This is a genomic window from Psychrilyobacter atlanticus DSM 19335 (assembly GCF_000426625.1).
GTDB lineage: Bacteria > Fusobacteriota > Fusobacteriia > Fusobacteriales > Fusobacteriaceae > Psychrilyobacter > Psychrilyobacter atlanticus.
On sequence record NZ_KE384547.1, the window covers coordinates 2,159,626 to 2,182,011 of the forward strand.

A 22,386-nucleotide genomic window follows, 5' to 3' on the forward strand; every position below is an offset into this window, starting at 1 on the left:
AATAAAACTTTTTTTTCATAATATAAAACAAAAACGAGTCTTAAAAGACTCGTTTTATTTTAGTTTTTTTATATTGCATATAGAACATATAGACTTCAAATCAGAGAGTCCATTGTGACTCGCGAGTTTTTTATGACTCAATGTATTTTTTTATCAATCGATTGGACTTACTTTGACTTATTTTTAATTCCTTTGCCAATTTTCTGGAGCTTGGATACAATTCATAGTATTTTTTTATTATCTTCTCTTCATATTCTCCCATTATTTCATCTAAATTTATATCTGTACTTTCAAAATCATTCTCCCCTTCATCTTGAAGTGTGAAGAATTCACTAGGTAAAATATCAGGCTTTATCTTAGTGTTTTCAGATGTCACTACCAATCTTTCAATTATATGGGAGAGCTCCCTCACATTTCCCGGCCAGGAATATCCCAGCATTATTTTCAATGTTTTTTCATCTAAATAACAATTCCTTCCATATTTTTCATTATTTTTATTCAAAAAATAATTAGCTAAAGGAATTATATCTCTTTCTCTTTTTCTTAGAGGTGGGATAAGAAGTTCAAAAATATTCAGCCTGTAATAAAGATCTCTCCTAAATTTTCCGATATTTACCATCTCTTTTAGATTTCTATTGGTCGCAGCCACTATTTTAATATCTATCTTAACAGGTTTAGTTCCTCCTACCGGGATAAACTCCCTGTCTTGAATCACATGGAGAAGTTTAGCCTGTAGTTCTAAGGGCATCTCACCTATCTCATCTAAAAATAAGATCCCCTTATCTGCCATCTGGATAAATCCCTTCTTTCCACTTCCCACAGCTCCTGTAAAAGCTCCTTTTACATATCCAAATAACTCCGATTCCAAAAGATTCCCATTGATAGAAGCACAATTTATAGAGATAAATGGATTTTTATTTCTCCTGCTTTTTTTATGTAGATGTTTGGCTAAAAATGTTTTTCCCGTTCCTGATTCTCCCTGAATCAAAACTGTTGAATCTATCTTTGCTATCTTTTCAGTCAAGATTAAGAGATCATTCATCTCTTTACTCATGGTAATAAAATTTTTGTTTTCTAATTCCACAGTATCTTTGACCGTAGAAGTTTCTTCTGAAACTACATCCTTTACATTCATAGCAACATATTCTAATTTTCCCTTAGTTGAAAAAATAGGTACTGCCGTGGTTTTTATTTTCGACCCCAAATGAGTTTTTTGAATTATACTTACAATTCTTGGATTTTTATATACATCAGGCAAAACAGAGGGATACCAATACTCTTTTTTCGTCAATTCAAAAAATGATTTCCCTATAAGTTCCTCCGGTGATACCCCATAGTGCCGATAACTTGCCTTATTCACATAGACTATCTTATAGTTATCATCCCACACTATTACTTCATCGTAGAGATTATCCACTAAATTTTTAAATACTGAATATTTCAGTTCATTTTTATCACTCATAGATCTTTCTCAGCCTCCCCTTTAATATTCCCAATTTTTCCCTGTATTTAGTTATGGTTCTCCTGGCAATCACTATTTCATTTTGTTCCAGCCTTTTTCTTATCTCCTCATCGGAATATGGGTTAGTTTTATCCTCTGCATCCACTATCCTTTGGATCTCAACAGACAACCTCTGGGATGAACACCCCTTTCCTGCCTCTCCTACAAAAAAATCATTTAACCTATACTGTTTGTAGTTATATTCCAATATCTTATCCTTACATGCTCTGCTTATGGTCGATATATGTAGCTCCAGTTCCTCAGCAATATCCGATAACTTTAAAGGAACCATATATCCCCCCTTAAAAAAGTCCATCTGTCTCTTTAAAATTATTTTACCTATATTTAAAAGTGTCTTCCTTCTTTCTTTCAAAGCTGTATTAATTAGATCTATCTCCTTTAATTTTTTTTTAGATAAAAACTGAGATAGTTCACCACCGTCAAATTGATATTCATATCTTTTGTCTAAAGTTAAAATAAGTTCATTGGATATTATTATATCTGAACTTTGAATCATAGCTTTTTTGGCCGTGAAATCTCTCCTGGGATGAGATATAAAACTTCTCACAGGAGCTATAAGATCCTTTAAATCATTCATTGAGATATCTAATTTTATAGCTGCGCGATCCAACCTCATATTCAAAATATCACCCCATATCTTAGGAGGTATCTTTTTCAATTCCTCATAATCCCTGCTCTGGATAATAATGGCTTCCTTTAAGTTTCTAGATCCTATCCCTGCCGGCTCCAGGGTCTCTAATATTTCCTTTACTTCTTTAACCTTAAAGGCTGTAGTTTTAAATTTCTTTACAACTGAATTCAGTGAAATATTTAAATAGCCTTTGTCATCTAAGCTTTCTATAAAATATCTGCAGATCTCCTCTTCTAGCTTTCCTATTTTTAAAAATCTGAGTTGTTCCCATAAAAATTCCTCTAACGATTCCCCTTTTTTCTCATAGACCTCATCTGTTAATTCCGTTGTAGGTATAAAATTTTCATTCTTAAATTCCCATAAAAAACTATTCAGTTCATCTGTATTCATCTCTAAAAATTTTAATTTTCTCATGTTTTTTTGGGATAACATCTGTTTTGTCCCTAATAAAATATCCATTATAACCTCTTCTACCCCCATATGCTTTGTACTAAATATGTTAGCATTAAAAAATTTAATTTACAAATCACATAAAAAAGTTGATTAAGATAAATTAATTTGAATAAAATAAAACGACATGGTAGTATAAAATAAGCACATTAATAACGAAAAAGTTAATTTGTGTGTTGAATTTTTAAGTTTATGGAGGAAATTTAATCATGAAAAAATTCTTTTTATTCGTATTAATAGTCTTATCAACTATATCATTTGCTGAATCTGATTTTTATATAAATACAAAAATTGGTGGAGATATAACATCTGGATATGAAAGAACTTATGATGATAATGGAAAAACTCTCTTAAATAATAAAACAACAGGATTTGGTGGAGAAGTAGCAGTAGAAGGGTATAAAGTTTTAAATGAAAATATAGATTTAGGTGTAGGTGTAGCTTATCAAATTCACGCTCCTAGAAAACATTTTGACTACACAAGTAACGTAGATGTCTCAGGTGTACAATATAGGTCTGTACCAGTATATGTAACTGGTAGATATAATTTTCTTTTAAATTCAAAAATAGATCCGTATTTAAAGACCAATTTAGGGTATTCATTCAATTTTGATTCTTCTGATTTAGAAGCAAAAAATACAACCAATGGCGAGACAGAAAAAAACGCAACAGATGTAGATAGCGGTTTATACTGGGGAATAGGTGCCGGGATGGAATATAAAAATTACACGATGGAATTAATGTATGCAGTCAATAAGTGTAAAGCTTCAGCTAAGGGCAGTGATTCAAAAAAAAGAGCTGACTATGACAGAATTTCCCTTTCAGTCGGTTATAGATTTAATTTTTAAAAAGCAGCAAATGTTGCTTTTTTATTTTTTTTGATTTTTAAGCTAAAAGAAATAGAACGCAGATGTTATCACATACACGGAAAGATCTTTAATGATCGCAGGATTTTAAAAATTTTGGTTAAACCTAAGAAAAAACAACCTCTTAATGTTCTCTCTAGGCTTTTCTTCGTGAGCTTCGTATAAAAGCAGGTATCCCTAATAATCTCCTTCAAATTTGAGGGAAGTAGAAGTTGTAAAAAATATGTATATATAGTATAATACCCTAGTAGAATGAGGTGATATTATGGCATTGGCTAAAAACAAAAAAGCGTTTCATGAATATTTTATAGAAGATAGACTTGAAGCTGGAATAGAATTAATTGGTAGTGAGGTAAAATCTATAAAGGCTGGTCAGGTAAGTATAAAGGAAGCCTTTGTCAGAATAATAAATGGAGAGATCTTCATTATGGGTATGAGTGTAGTTCCTTGGAACTTTGGGAGCGTATATAATCCTGAGGAGAAAAGGGTAAGAAAACTTCTTATTCATAGAAAAGAGATTGCAAAACTTCATGAAAAAGTATCTCAAAAAGGATACGCTATAGTACCTATCTCAGTATACCAAAAAGCTGGAAGAATCAAGATAGAGATAGCTTTAGGTAAGGGTAAAACAAACTACGATAAAAGAGATACCCTAGCAAAAAAAGATGCCAAAAGGCAGATTGACAGAGCTCTTAAAGATACATATAGATAAAATATATGACTTTAATATAAAGGTTCGACATTACGGGAGTGCACTGGTTTCGACAGGGGCATCAGGTTATAGGAAGCAGGTCAGGTTGATCGCTGTGAGAGGTCAAACCATTTTTTTAAATGGAAATGAAAATTACGCAATAGCTGCCTAATAGTGCAGCGTGTTCTACCTTCCTAAGGCCTGTGCAGGCTGGTAGAATATAATTAACATCAGGCTTACCAAGGGTTTCGTCATTAAACCTGCGGGACATCTTTAATTGACTGGTATAGACTAGTTCTGTTTGTGAGACGAGTTTATACGAGACTAATTCACGAAATAAACTTGTAGAAACCTATAATACTGGTGTTCTTGGACACGGGTTCAATTCCCGTCACTTCCACCAAAAATAATTTTTCTTATAACTTTTCTAGAGAGTTGTAGGAGTTTTAAATAGAGAAAGGAGTTAGGCATATTGCTTAACTCCTTTCTTATATACTTCTTTTTGAACTGTGTATGCATAACATCCAAGGTCTATAATCACTTATCTAATTACCATAGCATAGGCATAGCCATTATATTTAAGTTCAGGTTTATCAAACAAAACACTGTGAGTTCTATTTATTTGGCTAAAACCATAGTGATCATAAAATCCATAGTTGCACCCTTCATCAGTCATAAGGATAATCCTTCTAATATTTTCTTTTTTGCAATAACCTATATATCTGTTCATCATTTTTTTTCCTAAACCTAATCCCCTTGCATCTTCACTAACAAAGAATAGTTTGATTTCATTATCATAGTTGATACTATCAGACATTATTTCATTAAAATCTCTAGCCATTTTTAACATAACTTTGACTGCATTGATTCTTTTTCCAAATTTACCAATTATTAAATTGAAAATAAATTCTATCCCTGCTCCAATATGTTTACTTTTTTCAGTCTTTCCTGCTAACAAAAAACCTAATAATTTACCATTTTTATCTACAACCATGTCACAGTAATCACTATCGATATAACTTAATTTAAATAGGATACTATAAATTATACTTCTATCTTTTAATCCCTTTAAATGCTTGTCCATGCTCCAGGTTTCCCCCATCATTTTAGCCGCTTCTTTTAGATACAACTTTTTATATTTTACAAATTTATAGTTCATATTTCTCCTCCTCTATTAAAATCATTTGACAACGAAAGTGTTGTTAATTATAATTCTAAAGTATAGTGTAACCGTATAGTCAAGGAGTTTATTAATTTTATTTACTATAAGATTAAGGAGGAAGTCATGAATATCATATGTAAAGCCCATTTAACCACAGGGCAGTTTTGTGAAATAGTTAAAACTACCAAGCACACACTTTTTTATTATGACAAGATAGGGTTATTTTCACCTTATACAGTAAATGACAAAGGGTATAGATTTTATGCAGAACATCAAATTGATTTATTTAATATCATTACTTTACTTAAGGATACTGGTCTTTCACTAATTGAGATAAAGGATTATTTAGATAATAGAAATCCTAAAAAAACCCTCGAATTATTAAATAAAATAGATAATGATATTGATTTAAGGATGAAAAAATTAAAGAGTATTCAAAAATTTGTAAAGTCTAAAAAAAGGAATTTATCAAATTCCATAAATATAAATTTAGACCAAATTAAAATCATGAGTTGTCCAAAAAAACAACTATTTATATCAAAAAAAATACCTTTAAATACTCCTCTAGCAGAGGATTCAATTATCTTTCAAAATCTTATGGCAACTTTAAATGAATCAGATGGAGCGTATTTATCAATTGGCGGAATAACCAATATCAATAGATTCAACCAAAATATTTCGTCACCTTTTTCATACTACTATTTAGATTTAAAATATTATCAAAACAATGTAGATTTACATGATAAACCAGCTGGAAACTATGTTATCTTCTATCATAAAGGAATGACAAATTTTGATTTGACATATAAAAGGGTAACAGCTTTTGTAGAAAAAGCAAGATTTAAAGTTGAAGATGTAATTTATGTAGATTTTATAATCGATGATTTTGAAGTTTTTAATACTAATGATTATATTACACAGTTGTCAATTAGAGTTGAACCATTAAAGTAGATGATTAATGAGTAATAAATGGTTTAGGAATTTGAAATAGAAAAAGAGGAGGATAACCCTTTTGGGTTATCCTCCTCTTCTCAATTCTAATCTATTTTCTTTCCTCTCCCTGCCTTTTAAGTTCCTTATCCATTTTTCTGAAATTTGTTTGAAGAGAGTTTAATCTTAGCTCTATGGAGTTTAATATCCAGAACTGAAAGTGGTTAACCTTCTGCTGTTCATGGATCATCCATGCTATCTTTATGGAGACCAGTAGAACTCCCAACTCTATCGAAAGATTGAATGGGATATAGTGTAAAACTCCCCCTGCAAAGAATGAAAGAACAACAAGCATAAGAAAAAGTCCGTTAAATATCTTATGGTTTCTGCTACTATGAGTAGCTCCTATACTTCCTATAAGTTTTTTTATTTTTTCCTGTTCTTTTTTATAGTTTTCCATTTCGTGTTTTAAAAACTTGTCATCCATATTCTTCCCCCTTTTATCTATATTGTAAAAAAATACTTTACCCTTAAACTCTTTAGCCACCTAGATATCTGACTGGGTACCACATTAAATTAAATTCCCAATTCTTCTAATCTTTTCTTTAAAAATCATGTTAAAACTATTTTAACCTTTTTTTCTAATTTTTTCAAAATTTTAACCTTTTTTACACTTTTTAATAGCTATGAGGAGTTTTAAACAGAAAAAGGAATCAGGCAATTATCTGACTCCTTTTTTATATACTTCTTTGACTTCTTTTTTTTAGAGGGTATAATCAATATTGAAATGAATGATTATAGGGGGAAAAATGGAATATAGAGAATTAAAAGTTAATGATATACATATATCTTTATTTAATAATTTTGAACGTAGACAAGTAGTCACTAAGCGTTTGGAGCAAGTAGACGATGAATGGAATGAAATAGATTTTAACTTTGTGGATGATTGGGAAGAAGGCGAATATAGTTTTTTAATAAAACATTTACAGAATACAGATAAAACAGGAGGGTTGGTTGTAGGTGTATTTTTTGATAATCAACTAAAAGGTTTTGCTTCTGCAGAATCTAAATTATTCGGAAGTAAGAAAGAATATATTGAGTTGTCTCATATATATACATCTAATGATATACGTGGTCACGGTATTGGCAAAGTGTTATTTGGATATGTTGCATCCTGGGCTAAGGAACAAGGGGCTAAAAAATTATATATATCTTCTCATTCAGCAGTTGAAACACAAGCATTTTATAAAAAATTAGGTTGTGTTGATGCAATAGAAATAGATAAAAAACATGTTGAAGATGAGCCCTATGATCGTCAATTAGAATTTGTACTATAATTAGTAAAAAAAATATAGAAATACTAACTCTTATTTTGACTTCTAAGAACCAAATTTAATCTACACAGATTACTTAGTTTTAAGTAAAGTTTATAGTCGTCTAGGTTTTGTTTTAATTCTTTTTCTAGATGTTATTCTACTTCTCAGAAGTTTTCCTACTTAGTCGTACAACAGAATAAGTTCCGCAGTGAAACGAGGACTGTAGCTGTAAAAAGACGAAGATGACCTCTGACTTACTCCTATAACATGATTTAGAAAAAGTGAGCTTTTCTTTGGTTCGTTTCCTTTGCTCACTCACATTTAAAATTAGATTTAGTTACATCTAATTTTAATAATCGTGAATCTGAAATGAACCCGTATTAAAGAGGGACTCTTTAGAACCTCTAACCTTTGCCACCAATCTGCACCAATCATCATAAAATAAATCAATAGATGAAATTAGTATTCCTACCTCTCTAAAGTTTTAAAAAAAGAGTTAGGCAATTGCCTAACTCCTTTTTACAACCTATACTATTTAATAAGTCCCTCTTTCTTTAAAAATGCTTTAGCAATTATTCTCAAGTCGCCATCAGATTCTGCAGCTTTTAAATTAAGTTCTTGCATCTTTTCATTACTTATCTTACCAGCAAGAAGCTTTATAGCATCCATAGACTTAGGAAATTTTGTCTTGAAAGTTTCCTTCATTATAGGAGCCACATTATATGGAGGGAAGAAGCTTTTATCATCTTCAATTATTTTTAATCCTTGCTTTTTTATCCTACCATCGGTACCAAATCCAACAGCTATCTCTGTTTTATTATTAGCAACAGCATTTAGGATAAGCCCTGGTTCCATCCCCTTGGAGTCCTTGAATGAGATATCATATTCAAGCATAATTCCAGGAAGACCATCTTTTCTATCCAAAAATTCATATGGACCAGCTAGGTTAAAAGTATCTTTATATTTTTTTAAATCAGATATCTTTTTAATACCATATTTATCTAAAAAACTAGGTTTTGAAACTAAAACATAAGTATTGTTAAATTTAAGTGGTTCCAACATCTCTACTTCATAGAGGTCTTTCAAACCCTTAGCCACTATATCATATGTAGTTTTACTGTCAAATATCTCACTCTTATTTAATATAGCCAAATAAGCTGTTCCTGTATACTCAGGATAGAGATCTATTTCATGATTATTCAGAGCTTGGAATGCTATCTGTGTACTACCAAATTCTAATACCTTGGTGTTATAATCTGTATACTCCTCTATTAACAGAGAATATATCTGACCTAATACTCTCTGTTCTGTATAGTTTTTATGACCTATAATTATCGTATTTTTCTCCTGTTTCCAGTTATTATATTGTTTCAAACCAGAAAACATCAGAGGAAGAATAAATAAAGATATTCCAAAACCAATTATCACCTTTTTAAATTTATGCACTATATCTATATTATGTGAACTCTGAAGAGGTTTTAATGCTCTCTCTATCAGTCCCAGGATATAGTTAACAAAGATAGCTAAAATAGCCGATGGAATAGCTCCTTTTAATATCAGGGTATTATTACCACTTGATATACCTCTAAAAATAAAACTTCCTAGACCTCCTGCTCCAATTAAAGCAGCTATTGTAGCTGTACCAATACAAGTAACACTGGATATTTTTATTCCACCCATGATGGTTGGAACAGACAGGGGTAATTCTACCTTAAATAACATCTCCGTCTTACTCATTCCCATTCCTTTAGCAGCTTCTAATAGATTTTCATCTATCTCACTTATCCCTATATATGTATTAGTTATGATAGGTAGAAGACAGTATAAAAATAATACTGCTATAGATGGAACTAATCCTATTCCAAGTAAAGGTATGATAAGTCCAAAAAGTGCCAGACTAGGTACAGTTTGAAATACACTGGCAACCCCTAATATAGGTTTTGCTAGAGATTGTTTTTTTGATATTAATATTCCTAAGGGTACTCCTAATAATATTGATGCTCCTATAGCCAAAGAAGTAATCTCAAGATGTTCCCATAAAGCCACTATTATGTCTGAATATTGATTAAGAAAGTTCATTTATATCACCGCTCTCTGGTTTGATTTCGTATATCACATTTAAAAGTGCAGTTGGAGTTACCATTCCCTTTATATTGCTGGACTCATCCACTACTGCTACTATTTTATTTTTACTCTGTTCCATCTTTGTCAATGCATCCAAAAGATTTTCATTTTTATTTAAAGTCAATAAATCTTTTATCATTATATCTTTAACCTTTATTTGAGATGATGAACCCTGTTGAAAAAGAATATCTTTAGATATTCCTCCCACCAATTTTTGTTCCTCTACAACAAAGACAAATTCTTTATCATGTTGTTTCATCTTTTCAAATGCCTTAGAAATACTCATATCTGGCAAAACTTTTGGAAATTTTTTCTTCATAATATCTTTTACTAAGAAAAGTTCCGGTGTTTTCCAAAGTCTATCTTTACCTATAAAATACTCTACAAAATCATCTGCTGGATTTTTTAAAATTTCTTCAGGAGAATCAAATTGTATAACCTTTCCATCCTTAATAATAGCTATCTTATCCGATAATTTTATAGCTTCATCCATATCATGGGTTACAAAAATTATAGTCTTTTTTAATTTTCTTTGTAGATCTAACAGTTCATCCTGCAGATTTTCACGGGTAATAGGGTCCAATGCCGAAAAAGGCTCATCCATAAGAAGGATTTCTGGATCTGTAGAAAGTGCTCTTGCAATACCTATTCTTTGCTGCTGCCCCCCTGAAAGTTCACAGGGATATTTATTATAATAGTTCTTTTCAATTTCAACTAATTCTAAGAGTTCCAATGCTTTTTCTTTTCTTTTAACCTTATCTACCTTTAGAAGATCTAGTACAACCTCAATATTTTGTCCCACAGTCATATGCGGAAATAGACCTACTTTTTGAATCACATATCCGATACTTCTTCTTAATTTCACAGGATTTAATGTAGATATATCTTTATCATTTATAAAAATTTTACCATTGGTCGGTGTAATCAACCTATTGATTAATTTCATAATAGTAGTTTTCCCACTTCCACTCTCACCTATAAGACAATATAGTCCGCCTTCATCAAATTCTAAGTTTATATCGAAAAGAACTTTCTGACCGATATAACTTTTCTCGATATTTTCTATTTTTATCAAAATATTTCACCCCTTTTTTTATTTAAAAAATGTGTTATATCTTTCCAATTTTATTTATCTATATATTGAATGATTATTTTAAAGCAATAAAAAAACACCCTAATTCAATTACCCTAAGAAAGATAATAGAGTTAGAGTGTTTAAGTTTCGCCTAGAAGACTCACCTTATACCACAGAGTGTAGTATAATTCATTGCCTAAAAAAGACCCTGAATAAACCCCAGTTCTAAAAATATTTTTCAATTAAGTTTTCCACTGTATACAACAAGTTTGAATCAACACTGCTATAAAAACATTGTAGACCTTACTTATTAAGTAATCACTTAATTTACTTCATAATCATATGCATATCATATCGTGTACATTTACTGAATCAATGATAACATGTAAATAGAATAATGTCAATTTCCATACATTTAGAGAGCCCTTAAGAGCCAAATAAGGCAATATAATATACAATAGATATTCCCGAAATGAAACCATTGAAATCCAACTATAAAACAGGGTATAATTTAATCAATATTAAATACAGTATCATAATTTTTTTTTAAGTATATAGTTCCTTTTTCAAGTCCATATTTATTTATATATCTATATATCAGCTTATATGAAGCTGTAAAATCTTGTATATAATCAGAATATTCTCTTAAAAAATTATTTGTTTCTTTGTGTAGCTTAATATGATAAAGATTACTGAAATGAATCTTTACTCCTATAATTTTAGATGATTTTGAATTACTTTCTTTAATTTTTTCAAACCAAATGAAGTTTTCAGAGACTTCAATATCTTTAGCAATAGGATTTAATACCTTAGTTTCAAAATCATAGAAACGAGGATATTTATCATTACTCATCCCTAATAAAGTTTTTAACTCTTCAAGAGAAAGTTCTATGAAACCTTTATGTTTATTTTCTTTCAGAATTAAATTATAAATTATTTTAGTAGATGCAAACATAAAATTAAGACGGCAGAAAATGCCTATTCGGTTAAATACATTGTGTTTCTCAAACGACTTTATAATACTGTCAGAAAAAGCATAAATTAATTTCTCATCTTCAAAAGCAATAATATTAAAGATATTAAAAAAAAATTTACTTACTTCCCTACTTTCATCATAAAACTCACACTGAAATTTTTTTTTCATAAGTAAGTTAATTACCTTTAACATCTCATCTTCAGAGATATCCCACTTATTTTTTTTCAATTCTGAATATGTAGAATCAAGTTTATAATTATCTATGAGTATTTTTAAAACTTGATATTCTTTTTTAGTTAATTTTGAATCTAACTCAATGTTAAAATTGTATTTTTCAAGATTAAAATCAGATTTTTTAAGAAAATAATACATAACCCTCCCTTTTGTGAAAAAAAAATTTAAAAGAAATATCTAACGAAAATTCCAAAGTTATTTTTTCAACTTTTAAATATTTTACATCATATTCTATATTTTTTCAACTTTACTACACGAAAATCACTGAAAAAGAACACCCCGTTGAGTTTTGACACGTTTTTTTTATTCGAGTATACTCTGATTAACACATAGGAACAAGAGGAGGTTAAGATGAAGTTTGCGAATGACTTTTTATTTGGTGCAGCAACAGCTGCCTATCAAGTAGAAGGAGCTTGGAATCAAGATGGTAAGGGAATGAGTAACTGGGATGAATTTACAAAAATACCTGGAAAGACTTTTAACGGCACAAACGGAGATGTTGCTGCTGATCACTACAACAGATATAAAGAAGATATAGCTTTAATGGCTGAAATGGGATTAGAGTCATACAGATTTTCTATTTCATGGCCTAGAATTTTCCCCAATGGGGACGATGAAATAAACCCAAAGGGAATAGAATTTTATAATAATTTAATAGATGAATGCCTAAAGCATGGAATAGTACCATTTGTAACTCTCTACCACTGGGATCTACCTTTAACGTTAGAAAAAGAGGGCGGATGGCTAAATAAAAAAACAGGAGAAGCATTTGTTAATTATGCCAAAACCTGCTTTGAAGCTTTTGGAGATAGAGTTAAAAATTTTATAACATTCAACGAAACCGTTGTATTTTGCGGATCGGGGTATCTTGCAGGAGCTCATCCTCCAGGGATTCAAAATGATGTAAAAAAGTATTTTCAAGCAATACACAATGTATTTTATGCACATGCCTGTGCAGTACTTGAATATAAAAAGTTAGACCTCTTTGGAGAGATTGGACTCAGTAATGTATTTAGTCCCGCCTTTCCTGTAACAGATGGTCATGAAGATACACTTGCAGCAATCCATGCTAATGAATACGGGACTCACTGGTTCTATGATCCTATTCTACATGGAAAATACCCTGAGTATGTAATTAAGAGACTGGAAAAAAATGGGTACTTACCAGATTGGACAACAGGGGAATTAAAAACTCTGGCTAAGGCAGCTCCCCTGAATGACTTCATGGGATTAAACTACTATCAGCCAATTAGAGTTGAAAAGATCAGTGGAGAGGTCGAAAAGATTGAAATAACCAGGGAAAATTCAACTGGATCTCCAGGAAATCCAAGTTTTGACGGTTATTACAGAAGTGTAAAAATGGATGACAAGAGATATACTAAGTGGGACTGGGAAATCTCACCAGAAGGGTTTCTTGAGGGATTAGAGATGCTAAAAGATAGATATGGTCAAATAAAACTCTATATAACTGAAAATGGATTAGGAGATGAAGATCCTATAATTGATGGAGTTATATGTGATATTCCTAGAATAAAATTTATCGAGGAACATCTAAAGTCAGTAAAAGAAGCAGTTAAAAGAGGAATTCATATAAAAGGTTATTATGCTTGGTCAGCAATAGATCTTCTAAGCTGGCTAAATGGATATAAAAAACAATATGGATTTATCTATATAGATCATAAAAATAACCTGGAAAGAAAGAAAAAAATGTCATTCCACTGGTATAAAAATATAATAGAAACGAGGGGGAAAGAATTATAATGGCAGCAGTAATGGAAAAGATAAATAAAATATTGCCACATGTAATGAAGTTTGTTAATTCTAAGGCAGTAACGGCAATGAAGGAAGGGTTCCTAATGACCATGCCGTTAACAATTATAGGATCTGTATTTTTACTCCTAGCCTTTGTACCAATTTCAGGGTATGAGGGATTTATGGCAGGAATATTTGGAGCTGAGTGGCAGAGTCCACTGTTTCAGGTAGTAGGGGCTACATTTGACCTATTAGCTCTTGTAGGAGTATTTGGAATTGCTTATTGTTATGTAGTTCATGAGGGAATAGACGGAGCTGTAAATGCAGGTATACTGGGAATTGTATCTCTTATTACAGTAATGAAATCCTTTGTGGAAGCAGCTGATGGCACTCAGATAGGAGGGGTAATTCCAAAGGCTTTCCTTGGAGGAAGAGGGATGATCGCATCAATCATCATAGGTCTTGCAGTAGGAAAGATCTACTCATTTGTAATCAAGAAGAAGTGGACTATAAAGCTGCCTGACAGCGTACCTACAGGAGTGTCAAATGCATTCACATCATTAATCCCAGGATTTATAATTATAACTATATCATTTTTAACATTTATCTTCTTTAAGGTGGGATTCCAGAAAACATTTATCGAGGTAATCTATTCCCTTATTCAGACTCCACTTCAGGGAATGACAGATTCATTTGCAGGTGTAATCCTAATACCAGTTCTTATCTCACTACTATGGTGGTGTGGAATTCATGGGTCAGGAATCATAATGGGGATAATGGGTCCTATCGTTATGGCTAATGCTATTCACAACCAGACTCTGGTAAATGCAGGAACAGACCTTGTTGCAGGAGAAAATGCAAGAATAGTAACTCAGCAGTTTGTGGATCAATTTATAACTGTTGGTGGTTCAGGTCTTACTCTTGGACTTGTAGTAAGTATGCTTATATTTGCAAAGTCAACTCAATATAAACAGCTTGGAAGACTGGCTATCGTACCTGGACTATTTAACATCAATGAGCCCGTAATTTTCGCTGCACCAATAGTATTTAATCCAATCATGTTTATACCTTTTGTACTAGCTCCGCTTTGTTCAGCACTTCTTGTGTATGGTTGTATCTCACTGGGAATTGTTGAGCCATTTACAGGAGTTCTGGTTCCCTGGACTACCCCAATTATTCTAGGTGGATTTATTGTTGGTGGATTTAAAGCCGCATTACTACAGTTTGCAGTATTTATAATGACAATAGGAATCTATTTCCCGTTTTTCAAATACCAAGACAACATGGCGTATCTTGCGGAAACAGGTGGAAGTGATGCTAAGGAAGCAATGGCATAATAAAAGAAGAGGGTCAGAAAAAAGTGTGAAAATAAGCTAATAGAAAACTAGGGAGGAAAAATTATGAAAAAAATATTATTACTCTGCAACGCAGGAATGTCTACATCAATAGTGGTAAAAAAAATGAAGGAAGCAGCAGAAAAAAAGGAAATAGAAACTGAAATAAATGCAGTAAGTATGGATAAATTCGAAGAGAATTTAGATAAATATGATATCTTTTTACTAGGACCTCAAATCAGTTTCAAGAAAAATGAACTTCAAGCAAAGGCTGATGCAGTTAACAAAAAAGTAGAAGTTATAAATTCTATGGACTATGGAATGATGAAGGGTGAAAAAATACTGGAGGAAACTTTAGTAAAGTTAGAAAAGTAAAATCAAGTTATATCTAAAATAATATAAATCAGTAATTGGGGGAATAAAATGGATATGGAAATGGCTGCAATGGGACTTGTCGGAAACTCTGGAGAGGCAAGAAGCCTAGCTTTTGAAGCAATAAAAAAAGCTAAAGACGGAAAATATGATGAAGCAAGAGAAATGCTTGAAAAAGCTAAAAAGAAATCACTATTAGCTCATGAAACTCAAACAGAGTTAATTTGTGCTGAAGCAGATGGGAAAAAAATGGAGATGGGTTTATTAATGGTTCATGCTCAAGATCACCTTATGACATCTATCTTAGCAAGAGATTTGGCGGCAGAAATCATTGATTTACATGAAAAATTAAATAATAAATAAAAGCTAAAAAAATTAGGATGACTAAAGAGAGTCATCCTATTTTAATATCTTTTTTTTACATTTGTGGTTATTATACACTTTGTGTTAACATAAAAGTAATCAGAGCTCTGTCTACATTTTTAGAGCTTCAATCAATTAGGAGATGAGAAAATTGAAAAACACAAGAATTTATCTTTGGGTTCTACTAACAGTAACTCTTTGGGGAACATCCTTTGCATTTAGTAAGATAGGGATTGCCAATCTCAGCCCTGTCCACTTTTTATTTTTAAGGGTGTTATTTTCCAGTATTATCTTTGGCCTCAGCTTAATGGTGATCCCTAGATCTAAAAAAATAATTTCACTGAAAGACCTCTATCACCTGGTATTTTTAAGTTTTATTGGAATCAGCGGGTATTTTATTGTTCAATATTCAGCTTTAAAATACACCACCACAATAAACGCATCTTTATTTATAGCTATCTCCCCTATTTTTGTAGCACTATATATGCATTTTTCAAAAAATGAATCAATCAACAAACTGCAAGGTTCGGGGATATTATTGAGTTTTTTAGGAGTCTGTCTTATCATTACAAACGGGAAGATAGATGGGTTATTTTCTGGAACTTCAGTAATCGGTGATGGTTTAATGATTATAAACGCTGCCATGCTGGCAATCTTTACAATCAGCACAAAAGATCTTTTAAAAAAATATGATCCCTTTGTCATAATTGCTTATATGAATATCAGTGCTCTAATTACTTTAATCCCTGTGGCTTTCACAAATAACTTTCTCTCTAAAACTTCTTTTTTTAGTGTGATCGGTGATATCCAAAGTAAAACATATTTAGCAGCCCTGTATTTGGCTATGTTTTGTACAGTGATCGGTTATTATGGATGGTATAGAGGAATTAAGGAATTAGGAGCTTCTAGAACTTCAGTTTTTAATTATCTTAACCCTTTAGTTGCTGCGATCACTTCTAATCTATTATTTCACGAAGAGATGACAACATATACTTTTTTAGGTTCTTTCCTTGCTATATCGGGACTTATTGTAAATAACAAATTTAAAAATAACTCTCCTAAAAAGAATTCTTCTCGACAACAAATCTAGAATTATAAATTATATATATGGAGCTAAGAGCAAATCTTAGCTCTCTTTTTATAAACTTCTTTTATTTTTTTAATGACAGCAATTAAACCCCTTTAGTTTGAATAAACTTATAAAATAAGGTAAACTTTAATAACAAATATGATAAACATTTAAAGCTTATTTATTTATAGAATCTAGGGGAGGAATATATGAGGGAATTTGAAAAATATAATTCACAATATGAAGAACCTAAAAGTACCATGTTTCAAATGCTGGACAAAAATGGAGATATTCTTCATGTAAATGACAAATGGTTAGAAGAGATGGGATATAAACTCCACGAAGTTATAGGCAGATTTTTTGGTGATTTTATTACAGGGGATATGCAGACTGCTGTGGAAAATAATTTCCCCCATTTAAAAGATTATGGGTTCGTAAATAATGTACAGCTGAAACTCAAAAGAAAAGACGGCGTTATTATAGAAACTGTTTTGAATGGTATCAGTATCTATGATGAGAAAGGTCGCTTTATAAATACAAGATGCGAGATGCGAAACCTTAATTATTTTATGGAATCTTCCAACTATATACAGAGACTTCTAGAAAAAGAAAGATTTTTAAAGGGAAATCTATTCTTTAAATCCCAAATAACCCAGGCGATATTATACAGCGATTCTTTAAATGAATTTCTGAATTCTGCTACAAAAATTTTTAAAGAACCGGTAGAGGTTATGGGAATTTACCTTTCATCTTTGGATATTTTTGGAAAAAGAACTATTTTATTTGATTATAAATCGGAGTCAAAATTTTCAGAAACTATGAAAAAATCACTTGGATGTCAAAGGTGTATGTCAGAAATATTAGACAAAACATTCATAATAGATTCTAATTCAAAGAGTGAAATTTTTGAGGGGATCAATTCACAGCTTGGAACCAACGAGAGTCTTGTTATACTTCCTATTACCTCAAATAAAAAAATCAGTGTAAATAAAATTGATTTTTTTATCCACTTAAAGGACCTGACACCCTTTGAAGAGGAGTGGCTGCTTTTCTTAAAAGACATAAGAAATATACTGTCCCTTGGAATCGATACTTTTGAAACAGATGAAAACCTTAAAAACACCATGAATAAACTTTACCAGCTTTCCACAAAGGACCCTCTGACCCATGTATATAACAGGTATGAATTCGAAAAATCCGTTAAAGAGGATATCAGAATTTTCGAGAGATATAACACTCATTTTTCTGTGATAATGTATGATATAGACAATTTCAAAATTATAAATGATAGCTTTGGACACTGTACTGGGGACAAAGTTCTCAAAGAACTGTGCAGATTAGTAACAAAAAATATAAGGGGAATTGATAAACTTTTCAGACTTGGTGGGGATGAATTTCTAATCCTCCTTCCAGAATCAGATCAAAATGAGGCCTTTAAATTGGCTGTAAGATTAAAAGATGAGATCAGTTCATTTGACTTTTTAGGAGGGAATCTTACATGCAGTTTTGGAGTTACAGAGGTACAAAAGGGTGATATCGTAGACAAGATAATAAAAAGATCTGATAATGCCATGTATATTTCCAAAAAAAATAATAAAAACAGCATCTCTATAGGATAGAAATATAAGGTCCCCTATTTAATCACCGAACCTCTCAATGGTTATCTTACCTTTACAAAAGCAACAAGAACTGCTAAAATACTTCAAATCAAATTTTGGAGGCTGAGAAATGATATTAAGTGGTGTAATTGTAAATTCCGTTGCAGTGGGCTTTGGGTCTTTATTGGGAGTTTTCTTCAGAGATAAATTTAATAAAAAGATAATTGACACTGTTATGAGTGGTATGGGGCTGTGTGTACTCTATATTGGAATATCAGGGTCCTTGAAAGGCCAGAACATATTGGTAGCAATAGGTTCAATAGCTTTAGGAGGTATTCTTGGAGAATTAATCGATATAGATGACAGGCTCAGAAAATTCGGTCTAACTGTAGAGAATAAATTCAAGAAAGGTAAAGATAAAAAAGAATCCTTAGTGGAAGGATTTCTAAATGCTACCATGGTAATTTGTGTAGGAGCAATGGCAATAGTAGGTTCACTTCAAAGCGGACTTGTTGGCAACCATGAAATATTATATGCTAAGGCATTTATAGATCTCTTTGTAGTTCTTGCAATGTCAGCAACAATGGGAATAGGTGTATTTTTCTCAGCATTTTTAATCTTATTCTATGAAGGAGCCATAGTTTTATTTGCAGGAACTCTTTCACCATTTTTATCGGCAGTTGTTATTGACGAAATAACATGTGTAGGATCACTGGTAATCATGGCCATCGGATTTAATATCTTAGGAATAACCAAGATAAAAGTTGCAAACCTCAGTCTGGCTCCATTTATTCCTATATTTATTTATTTATTTATCTAGTTCGCTGCAAAATATAATTATTATAATCAATCAGCAGATAGAACCTTCTATCTGCTTTTTTTATCTCCTAAAAATATTTTCTCAATTAAATAACTTGTAATTTTTTAATCTTCATACAAGAGTGAATAAAAGCACAAAACCAATATACTTTTTTTTTTATTTGTGTTAAACTTATACAATCATCAAAAACAAGTACAATACTACATAATATAGTACTACTAGGAGGAAACTACTATGAAAAAAAATAATGATATACTTATATTTGGATTAGCAATATTTGCTATGTTTTTTGGAGCTGGAAACCTTATTTTCCCACCGGAGATAGGTGTCGTCACTGGTAAAGAGTGGCTCATGTCTTCCGCTGGATTTTTCCTTACGGGAATTTGTCTTCCTGTAGGAGGGTTGATTGCTTTCAGCAGAGCCGGGAGTACCGATAATTTTGCAAATAAAGTTTCGGAAAATTTTAACACAATTTACTTTTCACTGTTAATACTTGCTATAGGTCCTATGCTGGCCATACCAAGAACAGCAGCTACTGCTTATGAGATGGGAATCGTTCCAAATTTTGGAGAGATCAATCCCTTGATAGCCTCAATTGTATATTTCGTAATAGTTTATATATTGGTAATAAAGCCCTCTCAGCTCCTTAATAATATAGGAAAATATATGACTCCTATTATCCTTATCATTCTTTCGCTGGTTATAGTTAAGGGAATATTCCTAGGTTTTGGAGTTCCCGGAGAAAAAACTATAATTCAAAATTCATTCTCCTATGGTTTCTTTGGAGGATATCAGACAATGGACGCAATAGCTTCTGTTATATTTGGTTCTGTAATTGTAGAAAGCTTAAAAGGAAACGGATATACAGATGACAAGGTACAGAGTTCTATGATCGTAAAATCCGGTATCATAGCAGCCTTGGGATTAGCATTGGTATACGGAGGACTATTATATCTAGGTGCCATGGCGAATGGAAATAATTTAAACCTTGGAAAAGCTGAGCTTGTTATGTATCTTGCAAAAAATTCTTTAGGATCATTTGGTGTAATGGCTTTTGGAATATGTGCAATAGTAGCATGCCTTACGACATCTATAGCTCTGGTAGCTACAGTATCTAATTTCTTTGCTGCAAAATCAAAGTTTTCTTACAAAACCATAACTATAGTAACCTGCGTTATCTCGACTATTCTAGGTGCTACTGGATTAGGGTTCATAGTTGATATAGCTGTCCCAATACTTATAATTTTATATCCGGTAACTATTATACTTATAATTTTAAATATCCTTAAAATAAAAAATACTAGGGTTTTTAAAGTCAGTGTTACCATTGGACTAATTTTTAGTGTCTTTGAGGTTTTGGCCAGCTTTAATATTTTACCTGTATTAACAGCTGTCTTTAATTCTTTACCTATGGCTTCAGAAGGATTTGCATGGCTGGCTCCAACATTAATTGGATCAATTGCTACAGCTTTAATAAAGAATGAAACTATGACAACAGTAGAAGCTGATTAGTAATAATAATAATAAAGGAATTAGGAATTAGGAAATTATCTAATTCCTTTTTTTATTCAATAAGTATATGTTATAATTCCATCAACAAGTATACAAAGGAGAGGACTTTGGAGATGAATATTCTAAATCAAATAAAAAATTATAAACCATATAATGAGCAAGAAAAATATGATAAAGCAGGAATATTAAATTATTTAGAAAGAGAAAAAAATATTTTCAGCAGAGATAATAAAATAGCACATATGACAGCCTCTGCATGGGTTGTAAATAAAGATAGAAATAAAGTAGTGATGATATACCATAATATCTATGATTCATGGTCTTGGATGGGAGGTCACGCTGATGGTGAAGAAGATCTATTCGCTGTGGCCATAAAGGAAGTCAAGGAGGAGAGTGGTCTTAATAAGATTATACCTCTATCAAAAGATATATTTTCTCTTGAAGTACTGACTGTTGATGGGCATATAAAAAAAGGAAAATACGTATCTTCCCACCTGCATTTAAATATAACATACTTATTTGAAGCCGACGAAAAAGAAATTTTGACCATAAAAGAAGACGAAAATAGTGGTGTGGAATGGTTTGGATTAGACGAATCTATAGATAAATCTACAGAAGTATGGTTTAAAGAAAGGATCTATACAAAACTCAATAAGAAATTAAATGAATTATAAAAAATAGAATTGGAGGTCTAGTATGACAAAAATAAAGGAAGATAAACTTATAACTCGTATCTGTGAATTCTGTGGAGTAACATTTACAACATTTGATATCAATGAGCTTTATTGTTGTGAAGGATGTCGTATTCAAGCTAATAAGGAAAAATCAAGGAAAAAACCTTCTAATAGTATTATAGGAAAGTTAAAGCTGCATTCTTGTAAAAGTTGTGGAAAAAAATTCATGTCTCCTAACACCCAAGAAGACTATTGCACTGAGTGCGAATAGACTATATAAAAAAGAAAATTTTAAAGACTATAAAATTCCAGAAGATTTTAGTCTTTAAAATTTTTCCTAATTTTTAAAAGCAGCCCCATCAAAACTTCCTTTTCTTCTTCTGTGAAACCATCATAGGTTTTTTCCAAAAGCTTTGCACTGACTTCTTTAAATGTATCCCTAAAAATCCACCCTTTTTCTGTAAGAGTAACCTCTATGACTCTAGCATCTCTTTCACTTTTTTGACGACTTATATAACCTAATTTTTCTAATTTTTTTACCATGTCAGTTACTGTAGATTTTCTCTTCCCTATAAATTTAGCGATCCCATTCATTGTCATCACACCATCATTATCATACATTGCAGATAAAATAGTCCCGTGACTATTGATAAGTCCGGAGATCTCTCTTTCTTTTAACTCTCCATTTATAAACTGAGCACTTTTTTCTCTTATATTTGATATTATCCCAATTACTATATCTGTTCTCATAAACACCTCCTAAATATTACTATCTATAAATGTATGCTCATAGATATAATTACTTACATATATAATAACCCAAATATTAAATTAAGTATAGGGTCCAGAGCAATAAGTCCGATGAAAATTTGGTTGACTTATTTTGCTTATTGGTATACTATACTCTATATAGTA

The 22,386-nt window shown here is 31.5% G+C and carries 22 protein-coding genes and 1 other RNA gene; 15 read left to right on the plus strand and 8 right to left on the minus strand.

The window, feature by feature from the left end; all coding sequences use genetic code 11:
- Positions 1 to 130 precede the first annotated feature (130 nt).
- Complete coding sequence (locus K337_RS0110765; protein WP_028856618.1) at positions 131 to 1,462, minus strand: sigma-54 interaction domain-containing protein; 1,332 nt, start codon at positions 1,460 to 1,462, stop codon at positions 131 to 133.
- Positions 1,455 to 2,612, minus strand: a complete 1,158-nt coding sequence (locus tag K337_RS19230; RefSeq protein WP_028856619.1) for an RNA polymerase factor sigma-54 — start codon at positions 2,610 to 2,612, stop codon at positions 1,455 to 1,457. The genes K337_RS0110765 and K337_RS19230 overlap by 8 nt, the downstream gene beginning before the upstream one ends.
- 200 nt (positions 2,613 to 2,812) lie before the next feature.
- On the opposite strand from K337_RS19230, the gene K337_RS18280 reads away from it, so the two are divergent.
- The 3 genes from K337_RS18280 (at position 2,813) to ssrA (ending at position 4,563) form a co-directional block, all read left to right on the plus strand.
- The gene (locus K337_RS18280) at positions 2,813 to 3,451 is read left to right on the plus strand and encodes an outer membrane beta-barrel protein (RefSeq protein ID WP_051251716.1); all 639 of its coding nucleotides are present in this window, start codon (positions 2,813 to 2,815) and stop codon (positions 3,449 to 3,451) included.
- A gap of 283 nt (positions 3,452 to 3,734) precedes the next feature.
- Positions 3,735 to 4,181: an SsrA-binding protein SmpB gene (gene smpB, locus K337_RS0110780; RefSeq protein ID WP_028856620.1), complete on the plus strand. Its 447-nt coding sequence runs from the start codon at positions 3,735 to 3,737 to the stop codon at positions 4,179 to 4,181.
- A 34-nt stretch (positions 4,182 to 4,215) separates the two neighbouring features.
- Positions 4,216 to 4,563: a transfer-messenger RNA gene (gene ssrA, locus K337_RS19610) on the plus strand.
- Between the two features lie 138 nt (positions 4,564 to 4,701).
- On the opposite strand, the gene K337_RS0110790 is transcribed toward ssrA, so the two are convergent.
- The gene (locus K337_RS0110790) at positions 4,702 to 5,319 is read right to left on the minus strand and encodes a GNAT family N-acetyltransferase (RefSeq protein WP_028856621.1); all 618 of its coding nucleotides are present in this window, start codon (positions 5,317 to 5,319) and stop codon (positions 4,702 to 4,704) included.
- A 126-nt stretch (positions 5,320 to 5,445) separates the two neighbouring features.
- Here K337_RS0110790 and K337_RS0110795 point away from each other — a divergent pair, with 126 nt between their 5' ends.
- On the plus strand, positions 5,446 to 6,273 hold the full coding sequence (locus tag K337_RS0110795; protein WP_028856622.1) for a MerR family transcriptional regulator: 828 nt from the start codon (positions 5,446 to 5,448) through the stop codon (positions 6,271 to 6,273).
- Between the two features lie 91 nt (positions 6,274 to 6,364).
- Here K337_RS0110795 and K337_RS0110800 read toward each other — a convergent pair whose 3' ends face one another.
- A complete protein-coding gene (locus K337_RS0110800) occupies positions 6,365 to 6,739 on the minus strand; it encodes a hypothetical protein (protein WP_051251717.1) in 375 nt (124 codons plus the stop codon).
- 322 nt (positions 6,740 to 7,061) lie between these two features.
- On the opposite strand from K337_RS0110800, the gene K337_RS0110805 reads away from it, so the two are divergent.
- Entirely contained in the window at positions 7,062 to 7,589 is a 528-nt protein-coding gene (locus tag K337_RS0110805) for a GNAT family N-acetyltransferase (protein ID WP_051251718.1), read from the plus strand.
- A gap of 510 nt (positions 7,590 to 8,099) precedes the next feature.
- Here K337_RS0110805 and K337_RS0110810 read toward each other — a convergent pair.
- The 3 genes from K337_RS0110810 to K337_RS0110820 all read right to left on the minus strand — a co-directional run bounded on the left by K337_RS0110810 (position 8,100) and on the right by K337_RS0110820 (position 12,115).
- On the minus strand, positions 8,100 to 9,647 hold the full coding sequence (locus K337_RS0110810) for a glycine betaine ABC transporter substrate-binding protein (protein ID WP_028856625.1): 1,548 nt from the start codon (positions 9,645 to 9,647) through the stop codon (positions 8,100 to 8,102).
- Positions 9,634 to 10,767 (minus strand): betaine/proline/choline family ABC transporter ATP-binding protein, encoded by a 1,134-nt coding sequence (locus tag K337_RS0110815; RefSeq protein ID WP_028856626.1) that lies wholly within the window; start codon positions 10,765 to 10,767, stop codon positions 9,634 to 9,636. The genes K337_RS0110810 and K337_RS0110815 overlap by 14 nt, the downstream gene beginning before the upstream one ends.
- A gap of 511 nt (positions 10,768 to 11,278) precedes the next feature.
- A complete protein-coding gene (locus K337_RS0110820; protein ID WP_028856627.1) occupies positions 11,279 to 12,115 on the minus strand; it encodes a replication initiation protein in 837 nt (278 codons plus the stop codon).
- 213 nt (positions 12,116 to 12,328) lie between these two features.
- Between K337_RS0110820 and K337_RS0110825 the strand changes: the two genes are divergently transcribed.
- The 10 genes from K337_RS0110825 to K337_RS0110870 all read left to right on the plus strand — a co-directional run bounded on the left by K337_RS0110825 (position 12,329) and on the right by K337_RS0110870 (position 21,742).
- Positions 12,329 to 13,738, plus strand: coding sequence for a glycoside hydrolase family 1 protein (locus tag K337_RS0110825; RefSeq protein WP_028856628.1), 1,410 nt, complete (start codon positions 12,329 to 12,331; stop codon positions 13,736 to 13,738).
- Positions 13,738 to 15,066, plus strand: coding sequence for a PTS sugar transporter subunit IIC (locus tag K337_RS18285; RefSeq protein ID WP_037029340.1), 1,329 nt, complete (start codon positions 13,738 to 13,740; stop codon positions 15,064 to 15,066). The genes K337_RS0110825 and K337_RS18285 overlap by 1 nt, the downstream gene beginning before the upstream one ends.
- A gap of 63 nt (positions 15,067 to 15,129) precedes the next feature.
- The gene (locus tag K337_RS0110835; protein WP_028856629.1) at positions 15,130 to 15,438 is read left to right on the plus strand and encodes a PTS sugar transporter subunit IIB; all 309 of its coding nucleotides are present in this window, start codon (positions 15,130 to 15,132) and stop codon (positions 15,436 to 15,438) included.
- A 48-nt stretch (positions 15,439 to 15,486) separates the two neighbouring features.
- On the plus strand, positions 15,487 to 15,798 hold the full coding sequence (locus K337_RS0110840) for a PTS lactose/cellobiose transporter subunit IIA (RefSeq protein ID WP_037029341.1): 312 nt from the start codon (positions 15,487 to 15,489) through the stop codon (positions 15,796 to 15,798).
- Between the two features lie 151 nt (positions 15,799 to 15,949).
- On the plus strand, positions 15,950 to 16,888 hold the full coding sequence (locus K337_RS18290) for a DMT family transporter (protein ID WP_051251719.1): 939 nt from the start codon (positions 15,950 to 15,952) through the stop codon (positions 16,886 to 16,888).
- 188 nt (positions 16,889 to 17,076) lie between these two features.
- Complete coding sequence (locus K337_RS19235) at positions 17,077 to 18,486, plus strand: sensor domain-containing diguanylate cyclase (protein ID WP_051251720.1); 1,410 nt, start codon at positions 17,077 to 17,079, stop codon at positions 18,484 to 18,486.
- Positions 18,487 to 18,595: 109 nt separating this feature from the next.
- Complete coding sequence (locus tag K337_RS0110855) at positions 18,596 to 19,285, plus strand: DUF554 domain-containing protein (RefSeq protein ID WP_028856631.1); 690 nt, start codon at positions 18,596 to 18,598, stop codon at positions 19,283 to 19,285.
- A gap of 234 nt (positions 19,286 to 19,519) precedes the next feature.
- Positions 19,520 to 20,797 carry a branched-chain amino acid transport system II carrier protein gene (brnQ, locus tag K337_RS18300; protein ID WP_037029343.1) on the plus strand — a complete coding sequence of 426 codons (1,278 nt, stop codon included), beginning with the start codon at positions 19,520 to 19,522 and terminating at the stop codon, positions 20,795 to 20,797.
- Positions 20,798 to 20,910: 113 nt separating this feature from the next.
- On the plus strand, positions 20,911 to 21,471 hold the full coding sequence (locus K337_RS0110865) for an NUDIX hydrolase (RefSeq protein ID WP_051251755.1): 561 nt from the start codon (positions 20,911 to 20,913) through the stop codon (positions 21,469 to 21,471).
- 22 nt (positions 21,472 to 21,493) lie between these two features.
- On the plus strand, positions 21,494 to 21,742 hold the full coding sequence (locus K337_RS0110870) for a hypothetical protein (RefSeq protein WP_028856633.1): 249 nt from the start codon (positions 21,494 to 21,496) through the stop codon (positions 21,740 to 21,742).
- A 47-nt stretch (positions 21,743 to 21,789) separates the two neighbouring features.
- Here K337_RS0110870 and K337_RS0110875 read toward each other — a convergent pair whose 3' ends face one another.
- Entirely contained in the window at positions 21,790 to 22,221 is a 432-nt protein-coding gene (locus tag K337_RS0110875) for a MarR family winged helix-turn-helix transcriptional regulator (RefSeq protein WP_028856634.1), read from the minus strand.
- Between the last annotated feature and the right edge of the window lie 165 nt (positions 22,222 to 22,386).